Annotated in this window: 24 protein-coding genes and 2 pseudogenes; 9 read left to right on the top strand and 17 right to left on the bottom strand. The window is 60.6% G+C overall.

The annotated features are described in order from the left end of the window. Positions 1–4 precede the first annotated feature (4 nt). Entirely contained in the window at positions 5–610 is a 606-nt protein-coding gene (locus EN804_RS03810) for a DedA family protein (RefSeq protein ID WP_246693362.1), read from the bottom strand. Positions 611–963: 353 nt separating this feature from the next. Between EN804_RS03810 and EN804_RS03805 the strand changes: the two genes are divergently transcribed. Then, positions 964–2,037: a GH25 family lysozyme gene (locus EN804_RS03805; RefSeq protein WP_135880225.1), complete on the top strand. Its 1,074-nt coding sequence runs from the start codon at positions 964–966 to the stop codon at positions 2,035–2,037. A gap of 9 nt (positions 2,038–2,046) precedes the next feature. On the opposite strand, the gene EN804_RS03800 is transcribed toward EN804_RS03805, so the two are convergent. Then, a complete protein-coding gene (locus EN804_RS03800; RefSeq protein ID WP_135880226.1) occupies positions 2,047–2,271 on the bottom strand; it encodes a hypothetical protein in 225 nt (74 codons plus the stop codon). A 193-nt stretch (positions 2,272–2,464) separates the two neighbouring features. After that, entirely contained in the window at positions 2,465–2,653 is a 189-nt protein-coding gene (locus EN804_RS03795; protein WP_127276106.1) for a hypothetical protein, read from the bottom strand. A gap of 186 nt (positions 2,654–2,839) precedes the next feature. Here EN804_RS03795 and EN804_RS03790 point away from each other — a divergent pair, with 186 nt between their 5' ends. The 3 genes from EN804_RS03790 to EN804_RS03780 all read left to right on the top strand — a co-directional run bounded on the left by EN804_RS03790 (position 2,840) and on the right by EN804_RS03780 (position 5,419). After that, positions 2,840–3,796: a DUF3592 domain-containing protein gene (locus tag EN804_RS03790; RefSeq protein ID WP_246693361.1), complete on the top strand. Its 957-nt coding sequence runs from the start codon at positions 2,840–2,842 to the stop codon at positions 3,794–3,796. Between the two features lie 30 nt (positions 3,797–3,826). Continuing rightward, a complete protein-coding gene (locus tag EN804_RS03785) occupies positions 3,827–4,348 on the top strand; it encodes a hypothetical protein (RefSeq protein WP_127276104.1) in 522 nt (173 codons plus the stop codon). Positions 4,349–5,044: 696 nt separating this feature from the next. Further along, positions 5,045–5,419 carry a hypothetical protein gene (locus EN804_RS03780; protein WP_135900667.1) on the top strand — a complete coding sequence of 125 codons (375 nt, stop codon included), beginning with the start codon at positions 5,045–5,047 and terminating at the stop codon, positions 5,417–5,419. Here the strand turns inward: EN804_RS03780 and EN804_RS03775 are convergent. The 7 genes from EN804_RS03775 to EN804_RS03745 all read right to left on the bottom strand — a co-directional run bounded on the left by EN804_RS03775 (position 5,377) and on the right by EN804_RS03745 (position 13,582). Next, a complete protein-coding gene (locus EN804_RS03775) occupies positions 5,377–5,679 on the bottom strand; it encodes a hypothetical protein (protein ID WP_135900666.1) in 303 nt (100 codons plus the stop codon). The genes EN804_RS03780 and EN804_RS03775 overlap by 43 nt on opposite strands. Before the next feature lie 142 nt (positions 5,680–5,821). After that, positions 5,822–6,358 (bottom strand): hypothetical protein, encoded by a 537-nt coding sequence (locus tag EN804_RS03770; RefSeq protein ID WP_135900665.1) that lies wholly within the window; start codon positions 6,356–6,358, stop codon positions 5,822–5,824. A gap of 197 nt (positions 6,359–6,555) precedes the next feature. Next, positions 6,556–7,401, bottom strand: coding sequence for an Abi family protein (locus EN804_RS03765; protein WP_135900664.1), 846 nt, complete (start codon positions 7,399–7,401; stop codon positions 6,556–6,558). A 207-nt stretch (positions 7,402–7,608) separates the two neighbouring features. Continuing rightward, positions 7,609–9,612, bottom strand: coding sequence for a TniQ family protein (locus tag EN804_RS03760; RefSeq protein ID WP_189524433.1), 2,004 nt, complete (start codon positions 9,610–9,612; stop codon positions 7,609–7,611). Positions 9,613–9,614: 2 nt separating this feature from the next. Next, positions 9,615–10,691 (bottom strand): ATP-binding protein, encoded by a 1,077-nt coding sequence (locus EN804_RS03755; protein ID WP_135900662.1) that lies wholly within the window; start codon positions 10,689–10,691, stop codon positions 9,615–9,617. Beyond that, positions 10,688–12,934, bottom strand: a complete 2,247-nt coding sequence (locus EN804_RS03750; protein ID WP_246693367.1) for a Mu transposase C-terminal domain-containing protein — start codon at positions 12,932–12,934, stop codon at positions 10,688–10,690. The genes EN804_RS03755 and EN804_RS03750 overlap by 4 nt, the downstream gene beginning before the upstream one ends. 66 nt (positions 12,935–13,000) lie before the next feature. Further along, entirely contained in the window at positions 13,001–13,582 is a 582-nt protein-coding gene (locus EN804_RS03745; RefSeq protein WP_135900660.1) for a hypothetical protein, read from the bottom strand. Between the two features lie 735 nt (positions 13,583–14,317). On the opposite strand from EN804_RS03745, the gene EN804_RS03740 reads away from it, so the two are divergent. Both EN804_RS03740 and EN804_RS03735 read left to right on the top strand, forming a co-directional pair. Then, entirely contained in the window at positions 14,318–14,668 is a 351-nt protein-coding gene (locus EN804_RS03740) for a hypothetical protein (protein WP_135900659.1), read from the top strand. A gap of 358 nt (positions 14,669–15,026) precedes the next feature. After that, positions 15,027–15,146: pseudogene (locus tag EN804_RS03735) on the top strand (IS1595 family transposase); the annotation flags it as partial. Positions 15,147–15,405: 259 nt separating this feature from the next. Here EN804_RS03735 and EN804_RS03730 read toward each other — a convergent pair. The 3 genes from EN804_RS03730 to EN804_RS03720 all read right to left on the bottom strand — a co-directional run bounded on the left by EN804_RS03730 (position 15,406) and on the right by EN804_RS03720 (position 16,433). Further along, positions 15,406–15,750 (bottom strand): type II toxin-antitoxin system RelE/ParE family toxin, encoded by a 345-nt coding sequence (locus EN804_RS03730; RefSeq protein ID WP_135900658.1) that lies wholly within the window; start codon positions 15,748–15,750, stop codon positions 15,406–15,408. Next, on the bottom strand, positions 15,750–16,028 hold the full coding sequence (locus EN804_RS03725; protein WP_135900657.1) for a ribbon-helix-helix domain-containing protein: 279 nt from the start codon (positions 16,026–16,028) through the stop codon (positions 15,750–15,752). The genes EN804_RS03730 and EN804_RS03725 overlap by 1 nt, the downstream gene beginning before the upstream one ends. An 81-nt stretch (positions 16,029–16,109) precedes the next feature. Continuing rightward, the gene (locus tag EN804_RS03720; protein WP_135900656.1) at positions 16,110–16,433 is read right to left on the bottom strand and encodes a hypothetical protein; all 324 of its coding nucleotides are present in this window, start codon (positions 16,431–16,433) and stop codon (positions 16,110–16,112) included. A 418-nt stretch (positions 16,434–16,851) separates the two neighbouring features. Between EN804_RS03720 and EN804_RS03715 the strand changes: the two genes are divergently transcribed. Together EN804_RS03715 and EN804_RS03710 are read left to right on the top strand one after the other, a co-directional pair. Continuing rightward, entirely contained in the window at positions 16,852–18,015 is a 1,164-nt protein-coding gene (locus tag EN804_RS03715) for a cytochrome P450 (protein ID WP_135900655.1), read from the top strand. Positions 18,016–18,136: 121 nt separating this feature from the next. Next, positions 18,137–19,246 (top strand): tellurite resistance/C4-dicarboxylate transporter family protein, encoded by a 1,110-nt coding sequence (locus tag EN804_RS03710; RefSeq protein WP_135900654.1) that lies wholly within the window; start codon positions 18,137–18,139, stop codon positions 19,244–19,246. 314 nt (positions 19,247–19,560) lie between these two features. On the opposite strand, the gene EN804_RS03705 is transcribed toward EN804_RS03710, so the two are convergent. Then, positions 19,561–19,842, bottom strand: coding sequence for a hypothetical protein (locus EN804_RS03705; protein ID WP_246693360.1), 282 nt, complete (start codon positions 19,840–19,842; stop codon positions 19,561–19,563). Between the two features lie 447 nt (positions 19,843–20,289). Continuing rightward, a pseudogene (locus EN804_RS03700) lies at positions 20,290–20,400 on the bottom strand (DUF3470 domain-containing protein); the annotation flags it as partial. Between the two features lie 115 nt (positions 20,401–20,515). On the opposite strand from EN804_RS03700, the gene EN804_RS03695 reads away from it, so the two are divergent. After that, complete coding sequence (locus tag EN804_RS03695) at positions 20,516–20,788, top strand: DUF6455 family protein (RefSeq protein ID WP_281404917.1); 273 nt, start codon at positions 20,516–20,518, stop codon at positions 20,786–20,788. A gap of 462 nt (positions 20,789–21,250) precedes the next feature. Here the strand turns inward: EN804_RS03695 and ccoS are convergent, their stop codons facing one another. After that, positions 21,251–21,400, bottom strand: a complete 150-nt coding sequence (gene ccoS, locus EN804_RS03685) for a cbb3-type cytochrome oxidase assembly protein CcoS (RefSeq protein WP_135900652.1) — start codon at positions 21,398–21,400, stop codon at positions 21,251–21,253. Continuing rightward, entirely contained in the window at positions 21,397–23,673 is a 2,277-nt protein-coding gene (locus tag EN804_RS03680) for a heavy metal translocating P-type ATPase (RefSeq protein ID WP_135900651.1), read from the bottom strand. Before EN804_RS03680 ends, ccoS begins: the two co-directional genes overlap by 4 nt. Positions 23,674–23,681: the final 8 nt, after the last annotated feature.

Here is a 23,681-nt window from a genome sequence, read left to right as displayed (position 1 = left end):
TCCCCTAGGTCCGGGCATCGCGCCTGCCTCGCAGCCTGATGACAATCACGGCGACGATGATCGCCGCCACTATGGCCGCGATAACCGCCAGCCCGAACAGGCTGGTCGCGTCGAGTTCGGGCAGGCTGTCGGCCCCTTTCGCCACCAGCCATCCGGGCGACAGCACGACCGGCGCCCAGATGATCGCCGACAGGATGTTGGCGATCTGGAAGCGGCGCCTGTTCATGCCCATCATACCCGCGACCAGCGGCACGGTGGCACGCACCGGACCAAAGAAGCGGCCGACGAAAACTGCGGCGAAACCGTAGCGATGGAAGAACAGGCGCGCCCTGGCGATCTCGCGGCGATAGTGGTTGAGCGGCCATTTGTGGACGCCGCCGCGCCCGAGCCATTTGCCGAGAAAATAGGAGATGGTGTCGCCGAGCGCCGCACCGATCATCGCGGCGAGGAGAACGGGCAAGGGTTGGACGACACCGGCGCCCACCAGGCCGCCGACGATGATCAGCACCGTGGTGCCGGGCAACAGGATGCCGACCAGCACCAGCGATTCGCCGAAGGCCAGCAGCCCGACCACGAGGCCGGCCCAGGCCTGATGGTTCTCGATGAACAAACGCTTTGGTCGATGAACGACTGCACGCAAGCTCCCTTTTGAAAGTGTTTCTCAGCTGCCGCTGTCGAGCAGGCTCCTGAGTTCGTCGAGCTTGTCGTTGACGAGCCAGCCGCGTGGCCCGGCGCCTTTTCAAGAATTTTGGGAACGCCGGCGCAAACGCCGCATGCCGTTCTCAACAGCCACATCATGGCGCTGTCAAGGCTTGGCCGGGCCGCCGCCGGCGACTGTCTGAACGGGGCCACAGCTATGGTAAAAAACTTGATTCAAACTTTATTGGTAATTTCTCGTTCATAACTCGTCTGGTTGTCCGTCGGCCGTCGCCTTCGGTCTGTTGTGTTTGAGTACAGGTCCAGATGCGGTTATCAGGCGTCATCAGTTTCGTGATCGCATCGCTGTGCCTCGCCGGCTGTTCGTCGACGTCGGGCATGGACGCGCTCGACATGCAGAAGCCATCCAATGAAACGACCAGTTCGGTGGTGCGGCCAAGCGCGCCGATCGCGTCCGTTCCGGCGGCCAGGGCAAACGCGCCGCGCAAGCGGGTTGAGGTTGCGTCCGCGGACGACACCGCTCGCCCCTTTGGCCTGGCGGAGGAAGAGGCGGTGGCGTTTCCCGCACCCGAACTGCCCGACAGCGTCGAGCCGCCGATCGAGGAGGCTGCCCTGGTGTCGCCACCGAAGCTGTTGTCGCGGGCGGCACCGGCCATGCTCGCAGGGCCGGTCACGCGCTACGGCTTCCGCGATGCCAAGCCGATCAATTTCGGCCGCTCGTCGCCCCGTCACCTTGCCGTGCACGGTGTCGACGTGTCGCGCTGGCAGGGTGACGTGAATTGGGAAAAGCTGCGCGCCCAGGGCGCCAACTTCGCCTACATAAAGGCGACCGACGGCGGCGACCACCTCGACCCGATGTTTATGAAGAACTGGCGCGGCGCGCAGGCCGCGGGGCTGAAGCGTGGCGCCTATCATTTCTTCTACTGGTGCCGCACCGCCGGCGAACAGGCCGACTGGTTCATCCGCAACGTGCCGAAGGTCGACGGTGCGCTGCCGCCCGTGATCGACGTCGAGTGGAACGGCGACTCCAGCTGCCAGCGCCGGCCGTCGCGCGAAAAGGTGCTGGAGAAGATGCAGGTGTTCATGGACAAGCTGGAGCGTCACTACGGCCAGCGGCCGATCATCTACACGTCGCCCGACTTCTATCGCGACAACCTTCGGGGCGCCTTCCCAGACTATCCCTTCTGGCTGCGCGCCGTGGCCCGGCATCCGTCCAAGGTCTATCCCGATCGCAAGTGGCTGTTCTGGCAGTATTCCGGTTCCGGCCTGTCGCATGGCGTGACCGGTCGCATCGACCTCAACGTCTTCCATGGCGATGAGCGGCAATGGCGCGCCTGGGCCGGCGGTGGCGGCCGGCAGATGATGGCTGACGCGGACTAGGCAGCGCGACTAATGGGCGCGCGAGCCGGAAGCTTCGCCGCGGGGCGCCTTGTCCGAGTGCCGGCGCGATTCGTCGAACGTGGCGAAGGCCAGAGTCCCGGAAAATAAGCCGAAGCTGATCAGGACCGCCGCGATAACCATGATGTCGTAGCTGGGCACGTTCGTTCTCCGTTTGATGATTGCCATTGGCGGAGAAGACAGGATGAACGCAGGCAGGGCCTTGATCTGGGTCAACCAAGCTATTGAGGCGGCGCGCGATCCATCATTGCTGCGATGGACAGACCTGGATTCGAATGCCCGGACCGTCGCCATGCGTCCATTCAAGGCAATCCCACCGGGGTAACGAGCGGAGATGGCGCGCCTGGGCGGGCGGCGCGGGCCGGCAGATGATGGCCGACGCGGATCAAAGCAGCGCTGGCTCGGATTCTTATTGCAGCTGAGCGCTGCGGCTGTTGCGTTCCTCGCTCAGCCGCAGCGCCGTCCTCAACCCCATGATCTCGGAAATCGCCGCGTCGATCATGGCCAGAAGCGTCAGCGTGTCGTGCTGGCTTGGATCGGCCCTGACATAGGCAAGCTGGTTCACGATGTCCTTGTCGTCGTCGGCTTCGTCGTTCATGTCCGTCTCCCGACTTGCAGCCTCGCGAAAGTTCCCGGCCCTTTTTAAGCCGATCGCCTCAGTCGTCAAATTACGCTTCAGCAATTCAGTGCGCGTGAGGCGCCGGCATTGGTGTTTTGCGAATAAGCGAGACATTGCCGCCGCGGTGCTGTCTAGTGCCGGTTCCTGTACTCCGGGGGGATCAGGGTGGAGCTCCAATTTCTGCTTGTCGGATTTGCCTGCGCGGTCGCCGGCATGTTGTCGTTCATCACCTTCGTGAAATGGCGGGAGGTGCAGGCCCTCAGCCACTGGTTGCCGACGCCGGGAAAGATCATTTCGTCGCGCGCCGAGGCGCGTGAGGTGAGAGTCTCGGGCGTTGGCCCGGACAGCAATGACACCACCGAAATCCGCAATTTTCCGGCGATCACCTTCGAATACAAGGTGGGCGGCAAGACATTTCGCGGCTCGCGTTACAGTGTGAAAGAGAATTTGGGAAATTTCGAAGTCGCTGAAACCCTGGCGCAGTTTCCGCGCGGCGCCGAGGTGACTGTCTTTTACAATCCGGCCGATCCGAGCAAGGCGGTGATCGAGCGCACCTTTCCCGATGGCGCCTTCAAATTCATGGCCAAGCTGTCGGCGGGACTGGTGATCGGCACAGTGGTTCTGGTGTTTTCCGTTGGCGGCGTCCTGGAGGGGATCAGGCCGCATCTGGCCAAGCCGCAGAATCTCGGGGCGGCGGCGCTGCTGTTGTTCATGGGCCTGTTCGTCCTGCGCATGGGTTTCGCCCAGAAGGCGCTTGCCAGGCAAGCGGTGCAATGGCCGGTCGCCGCCGGCCGCATCGATGCGTCGGGCCTGCAGACGATCCGCGCCAATGGCAGCTATCGCTGGCGCACCGTCTTTCGGTCGCGCATCGTCTACAGCTATGGCGTCGCCGGACAGCGCTACAGCGCCGATCGTGTCACCTTCGGCGCCAACGTGACGGCCTCGCTGCCCGGCCTCGTCAGCGGCCAGGCCAGGCGCTATGCCGAAGGCAGCAAGGTCGACGTGCACTATGACCCGGCCAATCCCGCCTCGGCGGTGCTCGAATGCCGGGTGCGCGGGCTCTGGCTGCTGTGGGTTTGCTCGCTGGGCTTTCTCGGCGCCGCCGCCTGGCTGGTCGTTTGAGGCGCGCCTGCTTTCATGACGAGGCATTCAATGATCACTGGCAAACCGGCCTTGTTCTTCCTGGCTCTGCTCGGCGCCGTGCAGGCAGCGAGCGCAAAAGAGTGTCTGTTGAGCCACGCCACCTATCGCGAGCCGCGTTCGGGTGCGGTCATGCAATTCCGGCCGCTCCACAATGAGCCGGCAGCGCTGACGGCCGAAGTGTTTTCGCTGACCGTGCCGAAGACCGATATAAGCCTGCCGGCCGACATCACCTGGACCAATGGCAGGAATTCATTTCCGCTCGGCACTATCCGCCACACCTGCACCGACGACGACCGCGAGGCGGGGCTGGAGGATGGCAGCGGGCTGTGCCGGATATGGATAGGCCAGGTCTATGCCTTGACCGGAGGCGGCGCCGAACAGCTGAATTCGCGCGAAGCGACGCCGGCGCCGAAAGGGCTGTTGCTGCCTGATTTCGGCGCTGCTTTCACCGAATTTGCCGACTTCGCCAAAGCCAATCGGAACGGCTCGGCATGGGACGCCTTCACTTTGGCGGGATGCAGCGATGAATAGCGCGATGGGACTGATCAGCCTGACCTGCGCCCTCTTGGCACCGGTGACGGGCAATTGCCGTGGCTCGTGCCGAAGAAGCCCGCATCATCGCGCCTCCCGGCAACAAATGCGTTTGGGAAAGCACCGTATATCATCGGCTCGGTCGTAAGATCGGGCCGAACAAAAAGCCAAGGCCGACCCCTTCGGGCCGGCCTTGGATACCGTGAATAAGCCGATGTTTAGTGCCTTGGTGCGAGAGCCAAAGTTGTATCCTGACCCCATCGGATCTAATTGAAATTGCAGGCATATTTTTTAGGAAGATATTCCACACCCAAAGTTAGGTACCTGGCACACCCAAAGTTGTATCCTGAAGTGCCTGTCGAGGTTTTTCCGTGGTCGTTTTCGGCTTTCAAAACCAAGCGTCGGCACCTCTCTAGTCCTCGTAAGAGTTTTCCGGCTCCTCCCGGAGGGTTCCGGGCGGCTCAAAGTAATGCCAGAAAGCAAGTTGGGGGCAGGAAGCGTTGACGATGCCTGCCTAAGGTTTTTCCGGACTGAAACGGCGTCTTCGACACCTGTTGCGAGGTTCCACCGCTCAGGCTTCTTCCTCATCGCTAAACGCCCTCACGTCTTGGCCTGGGACGAAGCTAGAAAGAATCGTGGCACCGATTGACGCCAGCAAGCCGGCGCCTGACCCTTCCTTCAAACAGGAGCACAAAGGTGACGGCGATGGAAAACGAGAAGCGGCATTTCTGCAGGTTGACCGAGGATGAGAAGCTTTTCGTCCTCGACGGGCTCGAACGATCCGGCAGCGTCAGGATGATGGCCAACGTCCTAAAAGGTAACTTCTCGGACCTGGCCACCTCGGCATCGGAGGATGTCAGGGCGAAGTTTGCGCGATGGCAGGAAGTCGCAAAGAAGGGGCTGGCCATTGAGGCGGAATGGGGCGAGGGCGCTCTCCTGAAGCTCGACGGCCCTGTCTTCGTGGATCTGCGCGCAAAAGGGCTGATGAACCCGGACCGCATCCGCAATGCCGAGGCATATGCCGCGGCTCATTCTGGCTTGCCGGAATTGAACTCTTCGAGCGCCCTGTAAGCGTCGGCCAGGTCGCCATCTACGGTGTGTCGCGTCCTCGTCCTTGCCGGAATCACCACGTAAGCAAAATGCCCGCCGTCTTTCCACTGCTCGACGATCTCGCCATCGTCACTGCTGTCAACCGGACGTTCCTCGATCTCCGGGTCAATGTCGTCGGAATGATTCGCGGACAAGCTCTTGCTCCTTCCATTGGCTTCGGCTTCGGCAGCTAGCAGCTTCCGAAACTTTGCCGCCGCGCTGGTAAGCGCGATCCGCGCCACAGCCGGCACTCAAGGATTCACTACCTGATGTCAAGCATTGGCGGGCGGGAAGATTGGTCGATGTCTCCGTAATGAGCGCCGCAGCGCCGACAGCCGCCGCGAAAAGCAGCCGCCGGGAAAAGGAGGGTTCCGGATAGCCGGGTCAGAACCGCGGGGAGGGCGAGTAGCCTTGCTCTGTCTCCTGGGCAAACCTATCCAGGAGAATTTGCTTTCGTCTCTCGTTAGCCACCTTGTCTGCTTCGGTCGGCGCGATCGGACGTGTCAGGTCGGCGTCGTTATAGCGCTGACCATTCTTGAAAGGTGATCCTAGCGGAGCGGATACGACCTTGTAGATCAGGAACGGGAGGAGTGTTTCCCCGCAGAGCCGCCTGATGCCTTCCGGAAGGATCACTTCGTCTCGCGCACGCACGAACACGACCCCTTCTTTCTCCGGAGAGGGTTCGGGCAGACGCTGGATGACAAAGTCCAGTTCGTCGGCCGGAATGCCGACGTTGACCGTATAGGCGTTCAGGGAGTTCTGGACGTGAAGCTCCCAGAAGGGCGGAATACCCACTTCGTGATGCGGCAGGCGCCGGAAGTGGACAACATAGTTCGGGCAGCGCCGGAACCCCTCGTCGCCGACTAACTCTGCCGTTAAGTCTCGGCCTTCAAGGAAGTCCGCGTTCTTTCTGCGCTTCATGCTACTGCCTCCCGAACTGCCTGCGCAGGATCAGGGCGGATTAAGCAAGGATCAAAACATCAGCGTTGTGCGGCATCGCGTGCAAGTGAAGACATCGCTCTGCTAATGTCGTGCGCGAAGGTCTTCCTTTAACAAGATACCGATGGTGTTCCCGGTCGCGGTTCCCTCGGAAGTCACGAGCATTGCTGCAACTCAAGCTAATTCTGGATTGCGAGCCGATCATGAGGTACGGGGGCGCATGCCCAGACGCGGCGAAATGCCGAAGTCTTGCCTGCTGCATCTCGCGTCTTGGCGCATAGCATTCCGATGACGTCCAACGTTCTCTCGTAGTTCTCCACCACCGGCTTGCATATCAGGTCCTTATGGTGGGCTACGTTATTTCTGAACGTGCGGACGAACTCCACTCCATCGTGAAGGTGATCGATATTCTTCTCTCTCGGGAACCCCGCCACTATCGTGTGGAGTTCGGCTTTCCATAGATGCGGATGGAATTTCTTCGTGAAAACGTTCACCCAGAAACCGAAAGTCAGTTCGCTGGTGATATAGTCGGATAGGTCGCCTCGGCGTCCCTTATCGATCTCGCTCTGATATGCGTCCGTCAACTGTTGGGCAAGGTTCGACTTTCCCAATCGATAATCGAGGAGATCGGTGCTGCGGTACCACTGCCTACCATATTTGCCCGCGAGCCTTCTCATCGCAACGTTCCGAATCGTGATCTCTGCGATGTGCAACGTTGGCAGAAGCGAACCAGCGACCGCAGCATTCCACGTATGCAAGCGTACCGCTAATCGCAGGTCGCCGTCGGCCAAATCGAGGTAGCGTTTCATACGGGCAGGCGATATGGTTTTCTTGAGTTTCTCCAAGGCTGCGGTCGGCAAGGAATTTGGGCCTTGCAGAAAGTGATCAGCTAGCTTATAAGTTTCGCATGCGCTGTCGGGTTCCATTTCTGCATTAGCAGTCAAATCCCCGGTGGACACAGATATGGGGGTTGGACCTACGGGTGCCAGCCCCCCTTTGTTTTCAGCCTCTACAACGCCGTTCAAGCATCATTCTCCGTTGGTTCGTCATCGCGATCATATCCGGCGTTCTTTCGCTCAACAACAACCAGATCGTCAGCTTCCTCGTACTCGTATGCAACGCCGTCAATGGTAACGCTGCATGTTATGTGAACTGTTTCCTACATTGTCCTTTTAAGTGCGGATCCCTGCCGCCTCTGACCGTCACCTACGGTTGTTCGCTGCGGGCGAGCACTAGGAACCCCCCGGACCTGACGTCGCTTTTCTTGGGGTAACGGCAGAAGGAGCAGCCCTCCGCGCTTCCCCCTTCTCGTTCCTAATCATTTTCAGAACTGATGCCTTGTCGTAGGCCCAAGCGCCCCGATTGTCGGCCTCGAAATGCTCGACCGACTGCCTGTTAAAGAAGAACGCCCCGACCGTTTCCGGGAGCAGCGTCGGCATGATTCCGGCCAGCCGGAGAAGGGCGCGGACCTGCTTATGGTGCATGCGAGTTTTCTGGCAGAGCTCGCCGAGCGAAACGAAGCGCCTCCTGAACGCCTCCGCGCTCTCCCGTGAAACGACCGGGATCATCCGCCTCGCGTCAGGGCTGAATTCCTCAACCAGCGTCAGGTAGTCCGACGCGATCAAAGCGTTCACGACGGTGTCATGAGTTCCAGGCAAGAAAGCTTCTGTCTCCTCCTTCGTAAGGTTGGTGCGCGTTTCGCGCGAACGCACGATCCGCGTTACCTCGTCGGCGTCCAGCAGCAGAGCCATGTAGTCCGTCCTGCCAACGAGCCTGCCTTTCCAACTCAGCTTCCCCGTGAAGACCATGTCGAGAAGGTCTGGAATGCTGCAGGAGGACGCACGCCGCGCGCCGATAACATCGAGCTGGCGCTTGGTTGGCTCTGAAACTTCGCAGGCGCCGTCGAAAAGGTGGAACCGAAGCTGCTCGACACCTTCTGTCGAGAAACGCCGCTTTGCATTCCTTCGAGAGCCTGTGCCTGCCAACGCGGAAAGGTACCCGCCAGCGACCAACGCCGTCAGGTGAAGGCGTGGAACGCCGAGAAGCTTCTCGACCTCCGGAGCGGTGATCGCATCCTTGAGCTCCGAAACGACGCGATGGACCTCGCCGGACTTGACGAGGATGCGATGGTCCATGACCCCGGATCGCTCTCCCGCGTCGTCGACGCCCATCCGTTTGAAAAGCCGACGGATGGTGAGGGCATGCACGCCGGAGTCACGGGCCGCGGTGCGAACCGTGTGGACCTTGCGGTCGCCCGCTGGTTCTCCGAGCACGTGGGTCCCCGGTTCGATTGGCATGGTTTCCAGGGCGAAGTGGCGCACGACGTCACGCAGCTTGGCGTAGGCCGGATCGTCCACCGTCTTTTGGAGCAGCCCGTATGCATAGCCGTAGGTGTCGCGCGGACCCCAGAAACCGCGCATCGAAGACTGCGCGTCGTTGAGCCTTCCGAGAAACGTGCGAAGAGATTCCTCACCGGCGCTGGCGATGCGGAATCCTTCGTCGGCGGCCGCGGCCCAGTCGGAGGCAATGAACTGCGCGACCTTGACTTTCGGCTCATGCAGCGAGGAAACGCCAAGGGCCTCGCAGAATGGTGCCGCCACGTACAGCGGTAGGTCATCGAGCCAGTTCTCCGGCGACCGCACTCCGCGGAGCCGATCCTGAAGCCATGCCTGGAAAGGGGATGCACCCGAGGCAGCGGCCGCATCCGCCACTTGCGAAAGGCTCGGCATCAACGTGCGAATCGTGTCGCTGAAATCGAAAGGAGCGAAGGGTGTTCGGATCGGCTTCGTCGCCGTTAGATAGATCTCGTGGCGGCTACAGGAACGAAAATGAGAGAGGGTCCATTCAAGCCGGAGCCATGGCCTGCTGAACAATGGACCATCGTAGCGGTCCATATCTTCTCGCACGCAGTGGGCGCAGAACCGGAAATACGTCCGGTTGATCGCAAGCCGGACGAACGTCTCGTCAGCTACCTCGTAGAGCTTCCCACTCTTGGGGACTGGCGTGTACTTCAGCAGCTTTTCAGGGTCTGCGCGCCCAAGCGTTGCAATGGCACGTACGGCAGACGCAATGCCTTTATCGAGACTCCGTTGTTGGATGCACATGTCGCGCAAGAGATCCCTGAGGGAACGGCCGTTCAGAGCGGCGAGGCGGGACGCGAATCCCGCTGCCGGCTCCTGCTCCTCGAGCTGATAGGCAAACGCAAGCGGCTCCAGCGCCCGCCCGTTGGTCCTCACGATCAGTACTCCTCGATCATGAACAGACCAGGCTCCAAACGCATCCAGTCATCCACGAGGAAGGGGTTCATTTCGTCATGTCCCCGGGCCTGCGAATGCTCGATATAGGCGAGGGCGAAATGGTCGCGCGTCAGAGCCGCAGCGTTTTTCGACGCCGCCTGCTCAATCGCGGCGAGGATCACCTGAGCGATGCGTCCGTACCTATACCTGGCCGCATGCGCGACTCTGTCCGGGAGGTCGCTTTCCAAAACCTTGGTGGAGTTCAGCCCGGCCGCTTCGCACATAGCGGCCACGACATTAAGGATAAGGATGCGCTCTTCCGGAAGAACAACATCCGGAAGGTGAAGGTGCCGTGCGCGCCGCTCGATCTGCTCGTCGAGCTTGGCCAGAGATGTGATGCTTGGCATCCCGGACATGACGAAGCTGACAGGCCAGGGCTTGTAGTTCATGACGCCTTTGAGCGCCTTTCTGACGGAGTCTCGCTCCCTGTCGGATTCGGTAAGTTTCAGCAGGTGCTGCGTCTCGTCGATGTGAATGAGGAGGACTTTTCGCAGGTGCAACTGCTCGGGAAGGATGTCCCACACTTCGCCCTGTTCGTACTTGCGGGTGATCTTGTATCCAGCTTTTTGCAGGATATTCAAACCCAGGAACTTGAGGGTCGACGGCCCCATCAGCGTGAGTGAGATCACGGGTTCGATGGTCCCATACGATTTCTGGATCGGAGCTAGCGTGGGGTTTTCCTCAAGCATCCGATCCACCAAAGTGGTCTTTCCTGCGCCGCTTTCGCCGGTCACGAACAGGATTCGGCCGTCATCGCGCCGTAGGTTTTTCTTCGCCAGCATCATCGTCACGAAGCGGGAGAGGATGCCTTTGGCGACGTTGTCCCGTCCGCACCGCACGTACACACTTTTCGCGCGTTCCAGCACTTCCTTGACGCGCTTCTCCTTCTCGGTGAGGCGGTCTGAAATCGTGTCGAGGAAGTCGTCGTCGGACATGGCATCGTTCCAGCCCGTCGGGAGCGTACCGTCGGCACGCTCGTGGTCTGCGCGGAGTCCTTGATCGGCAAGTTGACGCGTCATTCGTCTTCTCCATCATAGAGGTTCATGCTTCCGCCGAATGGCGTCGGCTTTGGTGAACTTTCTTCGAGGGGCGACCCGGGAGACGGGAGGGACTTCTGCCCGGCATCGAGACGGCGTCGCGTCGAGAGCGCGACGACTGTACCCAAACCGTCGCCCTCGGGTTCCTCGGCCGCATGTTCAACAGACCCAAGTCCTGCCCTGCCGGAGAACGCGATCCGAGCCTCGATCAGGTCCATCGTCTTTTCCGTGATTTCGTGGGTCGCGATGGCGGCCCTCTTGCGGACGTTTTCGGCCAGATCTAGGAAGTGCCGATGGGCATCGATGCGGATTGTTCGGCCGGCTTGCTGTTCGGCCTTAACGAACTCGCGCACAGCTCGCTTCGCCAGGAGCGTTTCAGCGAGCGTCTTCCCGTTGCCTGTGCCATCCACGCTGGGAACCGTGAGGAAGGCATGGTCTTCGGGGACTTCTTTGATCCGCCCCCTGAACTGCTTGGGAATCCGGACGAATACGCAGCCGAGGTCCTCAGGCTCGACGATGACGTCGACCTTCTTCTGACCCAAGAGAGCGTAGAGGCGGGCGAGTTCCAGCGAGTTGTATGAAATCCCCAGGAATTCGACGCCGTGCTTGCTGATGCTGCGGTCTTTGCGCCGCAGCCCGAAGGCAACGGCCAGCTGTTGCTCGGAAGGGGCAGGCGGCAGGCCACCCTTTTCAAGCTCCATCCATTTGCCGTACGGCGTCCGGCCCTCCAGGCCACGGTGGGGGCGGAGATGGTAGTAGTCGACGATGAATACGATGACGGTCTTGTAGAATTCTCCGACCGTCAGCGCCGCGAGCTGTTCCGCCGGATAGTCTCCCCGTTCGACAACGTTAGCGAACGCCCGTCCGGCGAAGTAGCGGCAAAGGCGCTTCATGTAGCGGAAAAAGGCTTCGACCGTGCCGCGCATGCGAGGGTCTTGCTCGGGGATCACACGACTGACGTTGGCGCGCATCGCTGCGTCATCGAATTCTCTGCCGTACGCCGGTCCTCCGTCAGTCGCCACGTAGGTGGGGCGGCCATGCATATGCCAAGAGGCCTGCGCTCCCGCCGCAGCCGCTAATTCGGTCTTGTCGACCATTACCGACCTGAGCGCGGGCTTCGTCGTGGCAGTCGAGGGGCTGTTGATGGAGAGGTTGAAGCCGACGATGCATCGAGACGCGCAGCAGATGCCTGCCGTAAACGCCATCCGGACGCGGGGCACGAGCTTTCGTTGCTCGGGCGTCAAGGCCTTCCAGATTGCGGAGCGCTCGATGAGCGTGTGGAGGTCGACTTCCCAGTCGTCCATCTCGACTCGGCCCAACGCCGTCGTGATCGAGAGTCCCTTACCGACCGGAGTGTACTTCCGAAGAGCGTAGTCGCTGTCCTCGCGGCCGGCGTCGACCATGAAGGGGTCAAGCGCATGAATCCTGCGGCGAACGGCGTTGGGGCTGGCGTAGACGTGCTGGTGCTGCGGCAGCGTTTTGTTAATTTCGTAGAGGGCCAGCTCAACGTTCTCACAGATGTCCGCCATCTTGGGTTGGAGGATGCTAGCGAACTTTTGGACTTCGACCGCGATCACTGCGGCAACGCGCTGATCGAGCTGGCTGCGGTTTCCGCAGTTCGAATACCGAGGACGGAAGCTGTCCATGCGGCAGTTCCCGGCGATGAACTTCGCAAGCCACTTCTTTAACGCGGGAGGACTTGGGTAATCGAACGCCTTCCGCACCTCGCCAGGGAGTCGCCGGCCCGGCCGCCGCCGCTCTCCGAATGTGTCGAGATACCAGCGATCCATGCGGTCCGCGTTCTCCTCAATGAAACGCGCGCAGTCGTCAACTGTGCGGCGCGGGCGCCAGTGCCGTTCGACATTCACCGCGGCGTCCAGAAAACGAACGCACCATTCCTTCTTCCAGGCGACCGTCCTCAGATCCTCTTCCGAAAGGTCGCTGAGGTCGGAGTCGTCGAACCGCACCCGTAGGATGCCGAGGGCCTTCGAATAGTGGCCTTCGTCGATACGGATTCGCTTCGAGCGGATCAGCCCGTTGATCTCCTTGTCCGTCTTCACGACAAAGAAGTCCTCGGCGATCAAGTCGCCAGTGACTGGCTGCAACACGTGCGAGTCCTTGACCTTGCGTTCGACCCTGAAGGACTGCCCGTCGATGACTAGCCTGTCGTGGCGGCCGAACAAGTGAGATCTTTCGTGGCCTCCCGCCAACGCCGCTGGATTCATCAGGTTCACGTACCCCTCCATTCTCTTGTTTTCCTTCGGCTTTATGGGGTTCCCGTAAGGATTGAATTAACGGCGCCCTTCCCGTACTGCGCGATTGACGAGGACGGCGTTATCGGCCAACCGGACGTTTGCTGGAACCTTCAGGAGTCCTTTCTGAATCAGGGCCACGGTGGCGCGCCGTCCGCGTTCGCCCAGGCCTGTTTCGCGGACGACGTCGGAGAGCAGGACTCGCGCCGGAAGCCTGTACAGGGCGGCGGTCACGATCGCCTGGCCTTCGAAGTCAAAGTCAGACGCGTACGCCAGGATGTCCTTGGCGTTCTCGATCTGCGTCAGCGTCAGGTCCTTCTCGGTCAGGATCCGGAACTCGTCGGCGAACCGATCGCCCTGTTGCTCAGAGATAAGCCGAAGTGTCTCTAGAAGGTCGTCATCCACGTCCTCCTCGTACTTGACCGCGTAGGCGACCCTGCCTGAGGCCTGTCGCTGGACGAAGTCGAAGTAGTGTTTTCGCTTCTTGCCGTGTTGGATGTACTCCGCCTTCTGCTGTTCACGGATCTCCAAGGTTTCGACAAGGGTGAGGAGGACTACAAGTGCGGCCTCTTCCAGATCGCTTTCGAACCAAATGCTCCTGCGACGGAACGGATCGACCACGGCGCCTACCTTGGAGCCGCGCTTCCTCGGTCGCGGCACACGGTTGGCGACGCTGTCCTCTACATCTACCGCAGGGGCGTCCCGGCCCCAGTCACGTGGAGCGGCATCGGTATAGACCACCCTCCGGACGAGCTGCGGATCTCGGCCACCTTATGGTTGGCGAGCGCGTCAGAACGGAAGCTGAACGCGCGGACAGACGTGTTCAAGGCTTCGGCGAGCAGAAGGTTGTGGCAGCGCATTTTCGTTTCCCTTGCGACAATTGCAGCGCATCGCCGACAGGCGATGAAATGCATCTATAGGCCGAGCAGGAGACGCGAAGGTTTCGGACAGCAGCCGGGAACGAAGCCGACCTTTCGGTCGCGGACTCGTTCACACGTGCCGTTGCGGGTAACCGCCACGTCATCCATCGATCTGGGAAGGGTCGAAAAGCCGGATTTGAATCCCCGGCGGAACATACCGGGGGCCTCAGCCCTGAGCTTCGCGGACTTCCCGCACAGCTATCGATATGCACATCATTCTCATTCTCGTTCAGTCCTCTGTGCCCGGCGTTCGTCGGGGAATGCGGCATTAACGCGGAAGGTCCTGCGATATAATGAACAGGACTGGTAAAATTGTTCAGATCTCAGGCAATTGTTCATAAACTCGACCTTTGACCGGCTTGTGTCGTGCGATCTGCCCTCTCAAGCTACTTAAGGGCGGTGCTTCTGGTCGACCCATTTCACTGGAGTTCGAGCAATGGATACGACTAACACTGTGATCGATCGCATCTCTGAAAGGGATTTCCTTTCATCAATGCAGCTTGCAGAGGCGATGGGAGACATGACATCGCTCGCTGCGATGTTCCATGCTTATCGAAAGCTTTCAAGATCGACTGATCCAGGAGTGCAATCGGAGTACGCCCGGCTGAGATCAGTCCTTGAGGCAGGGCAGCAGATCGAGCAGCAGCACGGGCGCGGCAGCCTGTTTAGGCTAGACCATCCTTCGGTTAGCCTCTTCACCGCTAAGGGGGTAATCAGTCCAAGCGAGTTGGCCAACGCCGCGCACCATCAAGCATCGCTCAGCGGCCAAAACCTTTTGTGCGCGTGATCCTGCTGGCGAATTCGAGAGCTTCCGCGAGACTCGCCGTCACAAGCTCTTCCCCTTTCAGGGCCGACAACGATGTATCCGACACACTGTCCTCCGAGGATTATGGCATAGAGCGCGCAATCACTCGGCACGTCCTCGTCAGTAACCAACACGATCTCTGGAATTGTGGAAGAGGCATCGTTCTTCAACTGAAATAATTCCCGGTTAGTACTTCACTCGGTCCATATGGGATTCGCACTCAGAGCCAAAGCCGGAAATTCTCATGTCTTTGCTGGCGTGAATGTCATTCGGGTCGCACGAACAGCAGCCCGATATGATTTTCAGCGGTTCGCCAACCACAGGCACCCACTTTGCGGCGCATGGGCTACGCAAGAAGCACGCGGACGTCTACCTGCAGGAATTCGTCTTCCGCTTCAACCGCCGCAGGCACTACCGATCATCCTTCGAGCGGCTGCTCGGTATTGGTGTCAAGGTTGGTGCCGGAACCTCTTGGGACATCACCGGAAAGCGGCCGATCTTCGGCGAACTCAAGGAGGCGGTCCGCGGACAGGACGAGGAGGGGCGCGAGGATGCGTATCTGCGCGCCCGGCTGGCCGACGTGCCGCTCAAGTACGCCAAGCTGCTGCTGAACCAAGATTACCCACCTGAGCGAGAGCAATACACGCGCAAGAAGCCGCAGCGGCCTGTGCTCGCCAAGCGCCGGACAGCGTTCGTGTTCGACACCCACTGAGGCACCCCTACCTCTTCGGACTAGACGGGACCTCTGCCTCTTCGGGATCTTCGCCAAGGAGCTCGGAAGGTGCGTATGCATCCTTCTGTTTGGCGTGGCGCACGGCCGCGATCTCTATGCCGCTCTTGCCCTGACGGACAGTCAGCACGAACGGATTGAGCACCATGCGCCGGGTTCCGGGGATCTCGCCGCGAACGCCACTGTCGGGGAAATCGACGAGGCGTTCGCGCAGGCTTCTCATCTTCGCGACAATCTTTTCGGCCGCCGAAGGATTGCGCTCAGCAATGTAGGCGATGCCGTTCAGGAACTTTGCCTCCGCCTTCGGAGACATACCTGCCATGCGTCGCGACATCAGCCCACCTTGGCTTGGCGGGAGTTGCGGGCTGCCGCAATGATGGCGTCAGCCTTGTCCATGACCTCGTCGAAATCCACTACCTGACCTGCATCGAGCTCTTCGATCCCCTTCATCTCATCGAGCAGATGCCCGCCCTCGCCATCGAGGTAGACTCGAAAAGCGCGCAGCATCACCCAAGTCCGGTCCCGGTCAAGAGCAGTGGCAATACGTTCGAAGTCGGCAAGCATAGCTGCAGGAACCCGAAGGGAAACCTGCGTTTTGTCTTCAGTCGCCATCATTGACCTCATTTGTAATTCGTTGAGGTTCAATGTATCCCACGGAACGACAAAATGTCAACCCGCACTAGGCCAACGACTTCAGGACGACGGCCCTATATCTTGTATGACCGGAGCGAGCGGGATAAGCCTTCTCCACTTCAAAGTGTCTGTGTCTTTCGATGCTCCATCCAGTTCGATCATCAGATCGTAACCCTTGGCTGCGTTCCTGATCGCGAAGTCGATGCGTCTATGTCGTCCAGTATCGTCAACGAACTCGTACTGCGCGGAGACGTCGTCAGGATCTAGCCCAGGAACCTTGGCGAGGATTAGGTCCACAAACCTTTGTTCGAAATCAGCTGGATGCTTCATCTTGTGCGCGTTGACAGACTTCCATTCGGCCCAATCATGAATGTCCCCCTTCATGTTCGCTCCCCATCATCGCCCGGGTGCACGATCCGCGACGTCGAATCTAGTGGCTGTTGCTACCGAATACCGCGGAACTGCCCACGTTATCCAACTCTCACGCATAGTCGATTGGCATTTATGTATCCCGAACGAGGCGTTCCATGCGGCCGGTTCTTCGCGTGGTCCAGAGAGAGAGGTCATCGACCGTATTCGCAATCCGTAGCTCCGGCCATAGATTTGAATCTGGCACGGCAGCGCGGAATGCTCTGGCGTGGAGCCGGCTGCCAATGTGACTTGCCCCCAGGATACATATGGGGCGATGGGTTTGATCCCGGTCAAATACCTTCTGCTCGCTCTGGGTTAGCAGAACCCTGCATTTTAGAACTGTGCCCTGTGGCCGTGGCTTGCGGTGCAGGGAAGCTTTCAGGGAATTGCCATGAATTCGACGCCGGACAAGCCCCATCCGGATTGGGACCCCCGATCCGGTCAAGTCCTTTCCAACCAGATCAAAGCCTATGACGTCATGCGCCGCCGTTGCCCGGTGGCGTATAGCGACTATCTTGGCTGGTCACTGTTCCGGCATGAGGACGTGGTGCAGGCACTGGACGATCACCATACGTTCAGCAGCGTCGTTTCCAGCCATCTGTCGGTGCCAAGCGGCATGGACCCGCCCCAGCACACGGCATACCGGCGGCTGATCGAGCGCCAATTCAGGCCCGAGCGCGTGGAAGGTTTCGAACCGCTTTGCCGGACGATCTCAGCCAATCTCGTGTCCGGCCTGGAAAGGGGCGTGGAAATCGATCTGGTGACGCAGCTTGCCCAGCTATTCGCAGTCCATATCCAGTGCGCTTTTCTCGGCTGGCCTGCAAGTCTGCATGAGCCGTTGCTTCTGTGGGTCCGCAAGAACCACGAGGCCACCTTGGTCAGAGACTCGAGCGCAATGGCTGCCATCGCGCTCGAGTTCGACGGCTATATCAGCGAATTACTGGATGCGCGGCGTGAGGCCGGTGCGGATGCGCCAGATGACATCACGACGAATTTGCTCCGGCAAAAGATCGGGGACAGGCCGCTGAACCACGAGGAGATCGTAAGCATCCTGCGTAATTGGACGGTCGGCGAACTGGGCACGATAACCGCTTGCGTGGGGATTCTGGGCCACTATGTTGCGGAAAACCCGCAGGTGCAGCAGCAGCTTCGAGAGAATTTGCACCTGCTGCCCGCCGCCATCGACGAGATACTGCGGATACACGCGCCGCTCATTTCCAACCGGCGGGTGACGACCATGCCGGTCGAAATCGGCGGACGCAGGATTGCAGCCGGCGAGCGGATTACTCTCATGTGGGCGTCGGCCGACCGCGACGAAGCGGTCTTTGGCAACTCCGACGAATTCCGCGTCGATCGCGATGCCACGCAAAACCTCCTCTATGGCCGCGGCATCCATGTCTGTCCGGGCGCGCTTCTGGCCCGACTGGAACTGCGCGTCGTCATGGAGGAATTGCTGAAGCGGACTGACAAGATCGCGTTGCCGCTTGGACGGCAACCTACAATTGCCATCTATCCGGCAAGCGGGTTTTCCAGTCTGCCGATGCTTATCTTATAGTTTGTGGAGGCGACGCGCTTTGTCCAAACGGCGCTTGCGGCACATTTCCGACATGTCCCGGCGGGGAGGGCGACGCCTTGGCCGATGCCTGCGCGGCGGGGCCGCGGTGGGCGAGGAAGCCATGACGGCCAGCGGCCGAGCCGAGCAGGCGGGAGAAGTGTTTTCAGGCCTTGCCGAGATGTCGCCCGCCTATTTCGGACTGGTCATGGCCACAGGCATCATCTCGCTGGCGGCCTTCATGATGCAGCACGACACGATTGCGCTCGGTCTGTTCTATCTCAATATCGGGCAATATGCCGTTTTGTGCGTATTGTACGCCTTGCGGGCCTGGCACTATCCGCGTCGCTTCTTCGGCGATATGGTCGCCCACCTGACCGGGCCGGGTTACTTCACCACGGTGGCCGGCACCGGCATCCTCGCCAGCCAGTTCATGGTGCTGCGCGAGAACATCGTCGTCGGTAAGGCCCTGTGGATGCTGGCCATCCTGCTCTGGGTGTGCCTGACCTACACGATTTTCACCGCCTTCACCGTTCGGCGCGAGAAGCCGACTCTCGACGAGGGCATCAACGGCGGCTGGCTGTTGGCGGTGGTGGCGACGCAGGCGCTGTCGGTATCCAGCGCGCTGCTGGCGGCACGCATCGACCAGCCCTTCCGGCTCGAGCTCAACCTCGTGGCCCTGTCGATGTGGCTGTGGGGCGGCATGCTCTACATCTGGATGATGTCGCTGATCTTCTACCGCTATGCCTTCTTTCGTTTTTCGCCGGGCGACTTGGCGCCGCCTTACTGGATCAACATGGGGGCGATGGCCATCTCGACGTTGGCCGGCTCGCTGCTGATCCTGAACGCCCCGCACGCGCCCTACCTGATGTCGCTGTTGCCTTTCCTGAAAGGATTCACCGTCTTCTACTGGGCGACGGGGACCTGGTGGATTCCCATGCTCCTTCTGCTGGCGATCTGGCGCTACGGCTACGAACGCTTTCCGTTCCGCTACGACCCGCTCTACTGGGGTGCCGTGTTTCCGCTCGGCATGTATGCCGCTTCTACCTGGCAGATGGACCACGCCATGGAATTCGGTTTCCTCACGCCGCTGCCGCGCGCCTTCCTCTACATCGCCCTGTCGGCTTGGGCCATCACCTTCTTCGGCATGCTGCGCGGGCTGGTCCGCGTTCTGAACAGCAAAAGAGCTTGTTCTACCAGCCCGCAGCGCGATGGCGACACAAGGAAGAAATGAGCCGCGACTCCTCGGAGAGCGGTTATGTTTCAGGCCTGGGCCTCGAACCGATGCAAGGAATCCTTTCGCGGGGAGTTAGGTCGCTGCGCGGGCCTCGACGCTGGTCGGTCCCTAGCGCAGTCGTGCTCTTCCGCAAGGGACGCTTCGCTCACGCCCTTGCGGACTGCGCGCGTCAGCGCTTGACGGGATGCGTGACGGCTGCTCCAGGCTTGGGTTCCAGACCATCTATGCGGGAAGCTGGCGGGCGGCCGCGAATGATCAATGCCGTGAAGTTGGTCGTAGGCTCGACGGGGGAAGCCAGGGTAGAGAAGCGCCTACTGCGCTTTTCCGTTCTCCGACCAATGCGATGCCAACGAGCCGGGGTCTATGTACCGCCCGATGGTTCGCAAGTAGGCGACGATCTCAGGTTGCAGAAAATCGCGATCGCCAAATTCTTCGCCTATGCGCAGGAGTTCGTCATCCGCCGCCACCATTTCCTCGAGGTCGCCCAGGCAATAGTTGAAATGGCCAATGGCACAGATGTCACAGCCGGCCATGATCACTCTGTCCACGAAGGCAGGGATGTCGCTTGCCTTCATGAGTCGCTTGTCTGCCATTTTGAGAGTTTCTCCTCACGCGCCTCCTACCTCAATATGTCAATCACCGCGTGCGCTGGCAAACTGTGTGATTGCACAGGTTGTGAGCCGTATCCAGTAGCAATTATTCACACCATTCGGCGTTGTTGGCGGCGGCAACGCGGGCGATTTCGACCATTTTTGTTATCGTCGTCTTGCTCTGTCAGGAGGTTTCAAGGGGCGCAGACATCCAGATGCCCAGGAATTCCTACGATAGGTGTGACGGCACTCGGAAAATCCATCAGGTGTGGTCGGCGACATCAAGCTTCCGCGAGGCGGTTGTGTCTACTAAGACGAGAGCGACGGCATCCATTCGTCGAGAGTATCGAAATCGGCGTGGCGGGCCGTTCCGGCTACCGTTGCCCGTTGGACGGCGGCGGTCCACTTGGCCCTATTGGTGCTGGGCGTGGTAAGGGATGGGGCGCCAGATCACTCGCCATCGCCGGGTTTACCACTGAAATGGGCATCGAACTTTCCGGGCACCCCGTCCCAGGCGTCCGCGTCTGCAGGCGGTGTCTTCTTGCGAGTAATGTTGGGCCAGACGGATGGGCGCAGCACGCCGGCTCTCGAGGGCGCGGCGACGCGACACATCGAACTGCGGGACGTTCGCGGATAGAGTGGGGACAAGCGGTCGCTCCGGCAGGGGAAGATCATCATGCGGTCTGGTCAACGACAATGGTCGCAGTCTGAGAGGGTTTGGCGGCAATTCGCGCTCATGGACCTTGTCATGGAGCGGATGCGCGTCGATCCGATCGTGGCGGCTCGCAAATGCGGCGGAACGGTGATGGCGGATGCGCGAAACACGTGCCTGGGCTGCTCTTTCCACCGCGACTGCCGCGATTGGCTGGAACGTGGCAGCGATCTTGCCAGCCTCGCCGAATTCTGCCCGAACGCCGGGTTCTTCAGGGAATGCAGGCTAAATCTCTAGATGCCCTTTGCGATACTGCCTGCTTCGCCGAGATCGCATTGACCGGGTCGCGCCTTCGCTCTGTCGATGCTGACCATCGGCGGAGCGCGAAGCGACGTTGATCTGCTGTGACAACTTCCCCTGCATGGATGCGCTGATCAGCTATCTCGCAGACGAGTGCAGCGCCGATGCGGCGTGCGTGCCGACGGTTAGCGAAGCCGCGGCGTGACCTTTTTTCTGCGGCGGACCGCAGAGGTCGACGGCTGCTGCGTGAACTATGGCAGCTCGATCACTCGATGAAGTGAAGCGGGAGCGTCCGGATGAGGTCCGCAACGTTGCCTTGGCAATTATGCCTCCCGCTTTGTGGGCAGTCGCCTATTGCCGCGGGAAGGACAGCCCACTCGGTGGCGAAGCCCGCCGGTTCGACCAAGGTCACCTTGATGCCGAGGGCGGCAACCTCACCGGCGAGCGCCTGGTTTCACCCTATGGCCTGTCCTCATCGTCGTGGAGGATTCGTTCCGCCGCGCCATCCAAATCTTCGTACTGCCCAGCCCGCAGGGACCAAAGGAAAGCGGCAAGCCCGGCTAACCCCAGTAGAATGGCGACCGGGACGAGGACGACGAGGTAATTCATCGACCAGCAGCCACGTGCATTGACGTCGAGAGGCGAGGGCGCGTCACGGGCGCGGTTGGAACATTGGGCCGCAGTCGCATTGCATTCGCCACCACCAGCAGCGACGACATCGACATTGCGAGAGCTGCCAAGAGCGGGGTCACGTAGCCCGCAACGGCTATCGGCACCGCCAAGGCGTTATAGGCGACGGCAAGCGCAAAATTCTGCCGGATCAATTTCCCCGCCCTTTTTGAGATACCGAGAGCCTGAGTCACGGCCGAAAGACTCTCGGCAAGGAAAACGAAGTCTGCAGCGTTTCGGCCAATGTCGACTGCCGTGCTTGGCGCCATGGAGACGTGGGCGGCGGCCAGCGCTGGCCCATCGTTCAACCCGTCTCCGACCATCAGGACCCGGCTGCCGCAACCAGCAAGCTCTTCGATGCGGACGAGTTTTCCGGCCGGAAGCAGCTCGGCCTCGACTTGGTCGATGTCAAACCGCCTCGCCAGCATCTGTACCGGCTGCCGCCGGTCGCCAGAAACGATACCCACTTGCAATCCGGCACTTTTGAGAGCGCGGACTACCTGTTCTGCACCAGGGCGGATATCGTCCTCGATCAAGAACGTCGCCAGCCACTCCCCGTCTTTCGTCAATACAGTGACCGATGCTGAGTTTTGTTCATCTTGCGCACTGTGGCCAGTCGCCCAATCATGGCGACCAAGACGATAGACGGCGCCTTGTGCCCAGGCTTCCAGGCCAAGGCCCGGGATCTCCTTTACGTCGTCGAAAGCAAAGGGCTGTGCCGGCCGGCCCACTCCGGCAGCCGCGATCGCCGTGGCAGATGGGTGTCGGGACCCGACTGCGATGGCGGCGGCAATGCCAAGGGCAGCTGGCGCGATCTCGGCTGCATTGGCCAGGACCGGCTTTCCGAGAGTGAGCACTCCGGTCTTGTCGAACAGGACGGTGTCAGCCTCGGCAAGACGCTCGAGTGCGGAGCCATCCTTCACCATGATACCCAGCTCAAAGAGGCACCGCGCGGCAACGACTTGAACAATGGGAACGGCAAGACCGAGCGCGCAGGGGCATGTTACGATGAGAACAGAGATGGCGACGGCTATCGAGCGATGCCAGTCACCGGAGGCGAAGAGCCAGCCGACCAAAGATAGCAGGGCGATCGTATGGACGACAGGCGAATAGAGCGCAGCAGCGCGATCCGCCAGCCGGCGGTAACTAGCCCGTCCGCCTTCGGCAGCTTCCATCATCCGGACCATTTCGGCCAGGAAAGAGTCTTCCGCTCGCGCGGTAGCCTTCATCGTGAGCGGGCCAGTGAGGTTCATCAGGCCAGCCCGGAGCGCGGTCCCCGCTGACGCCGCAAAAGGCGCGCTTTCGCCCGAAACCAGAGAGCAGTCGAGCTCGGAGTTTCCGGTCTCCACGACCCCATCGACCGGGATTCGATCCCCGGGAGCGATGAAGAGGGTCGTCCCGGGTTCGATCATCGTCGTCGCGACGTAACGTCTCGTTCCATCCGTCTCAACGACTGTGGCCCCGATGGGCGCAAGCCGGGCAAGTCCAGCGACTGCGGATCGCGCCTTCTCGCGCATCATATGATCGAGTGTGCGCCCGATCAGAAGGAAGAACAGGAGGGTCGTCGCTGCGTCGAAATAGGCGTACGGCGCGCCATGCATGGTATCGTAGAGGCTAAGAGCGAAAGCGAGCGTCACGCCGATTGAGATTGGCACATCCATGTTCGTCCGGAGGTGTCGCAGTGCCGACCACGCCGACAGATAGAAGATGCGGCCGGAATACAGGATAGCCGGAAGCGCCAGAGCCGCCGAGAGGAAATGGAACGCTTGCCGTGTTTGCCCGGTGGCGCCGGACCAGACGGACACCGACAACAGCATGATGTTCATGGCGCAGAATCCCGCCACGGCCAGCGCCTTGAGCAGGCGCGACAGTTCCGGGTCCTTTGCGTCTGCGTCGAAAGAAAACAGGTGCGCCGGGTAGCCGATCTTTCCCAACGTGCCGATCAGGTCCGGAGCGGCGCCGTCAACCGGGCGCCACCGGACGGCGACTCGCCTTGTGGATAGATTAACGCGCGCGTTCGCTACACCATCGAGCGCCGACAGCTTCTTTTCGACGGCCGCAATGCACGCCCCGCAGTGCATGCCGGGTACCGAAAGGTCTGTCTGACGCGTCCCGTCGCCGAGATCGCGGCTGGCGAAGAAGAGTTCCTCCGACGCGACCGAGCGCGCGACTTCGATTTCGAGCCTTACGTCGGCGGGCGAGCAGCAGGACATCGCTTAGC

It is taken from the genome of Mesorhizobium sp. M8A.F.Ca.ET.161.01.1.1 (genome assembly GCF_004792105.1).
GTDB lineage: Bacteria > Pseudomonadota > Alphaproteobacteria > Rhizobiales > Rhizobiaceae > Mesorhizobium.
This window is presented reverse-complemented; position numbering and strand designations above follow the sequence as displayed.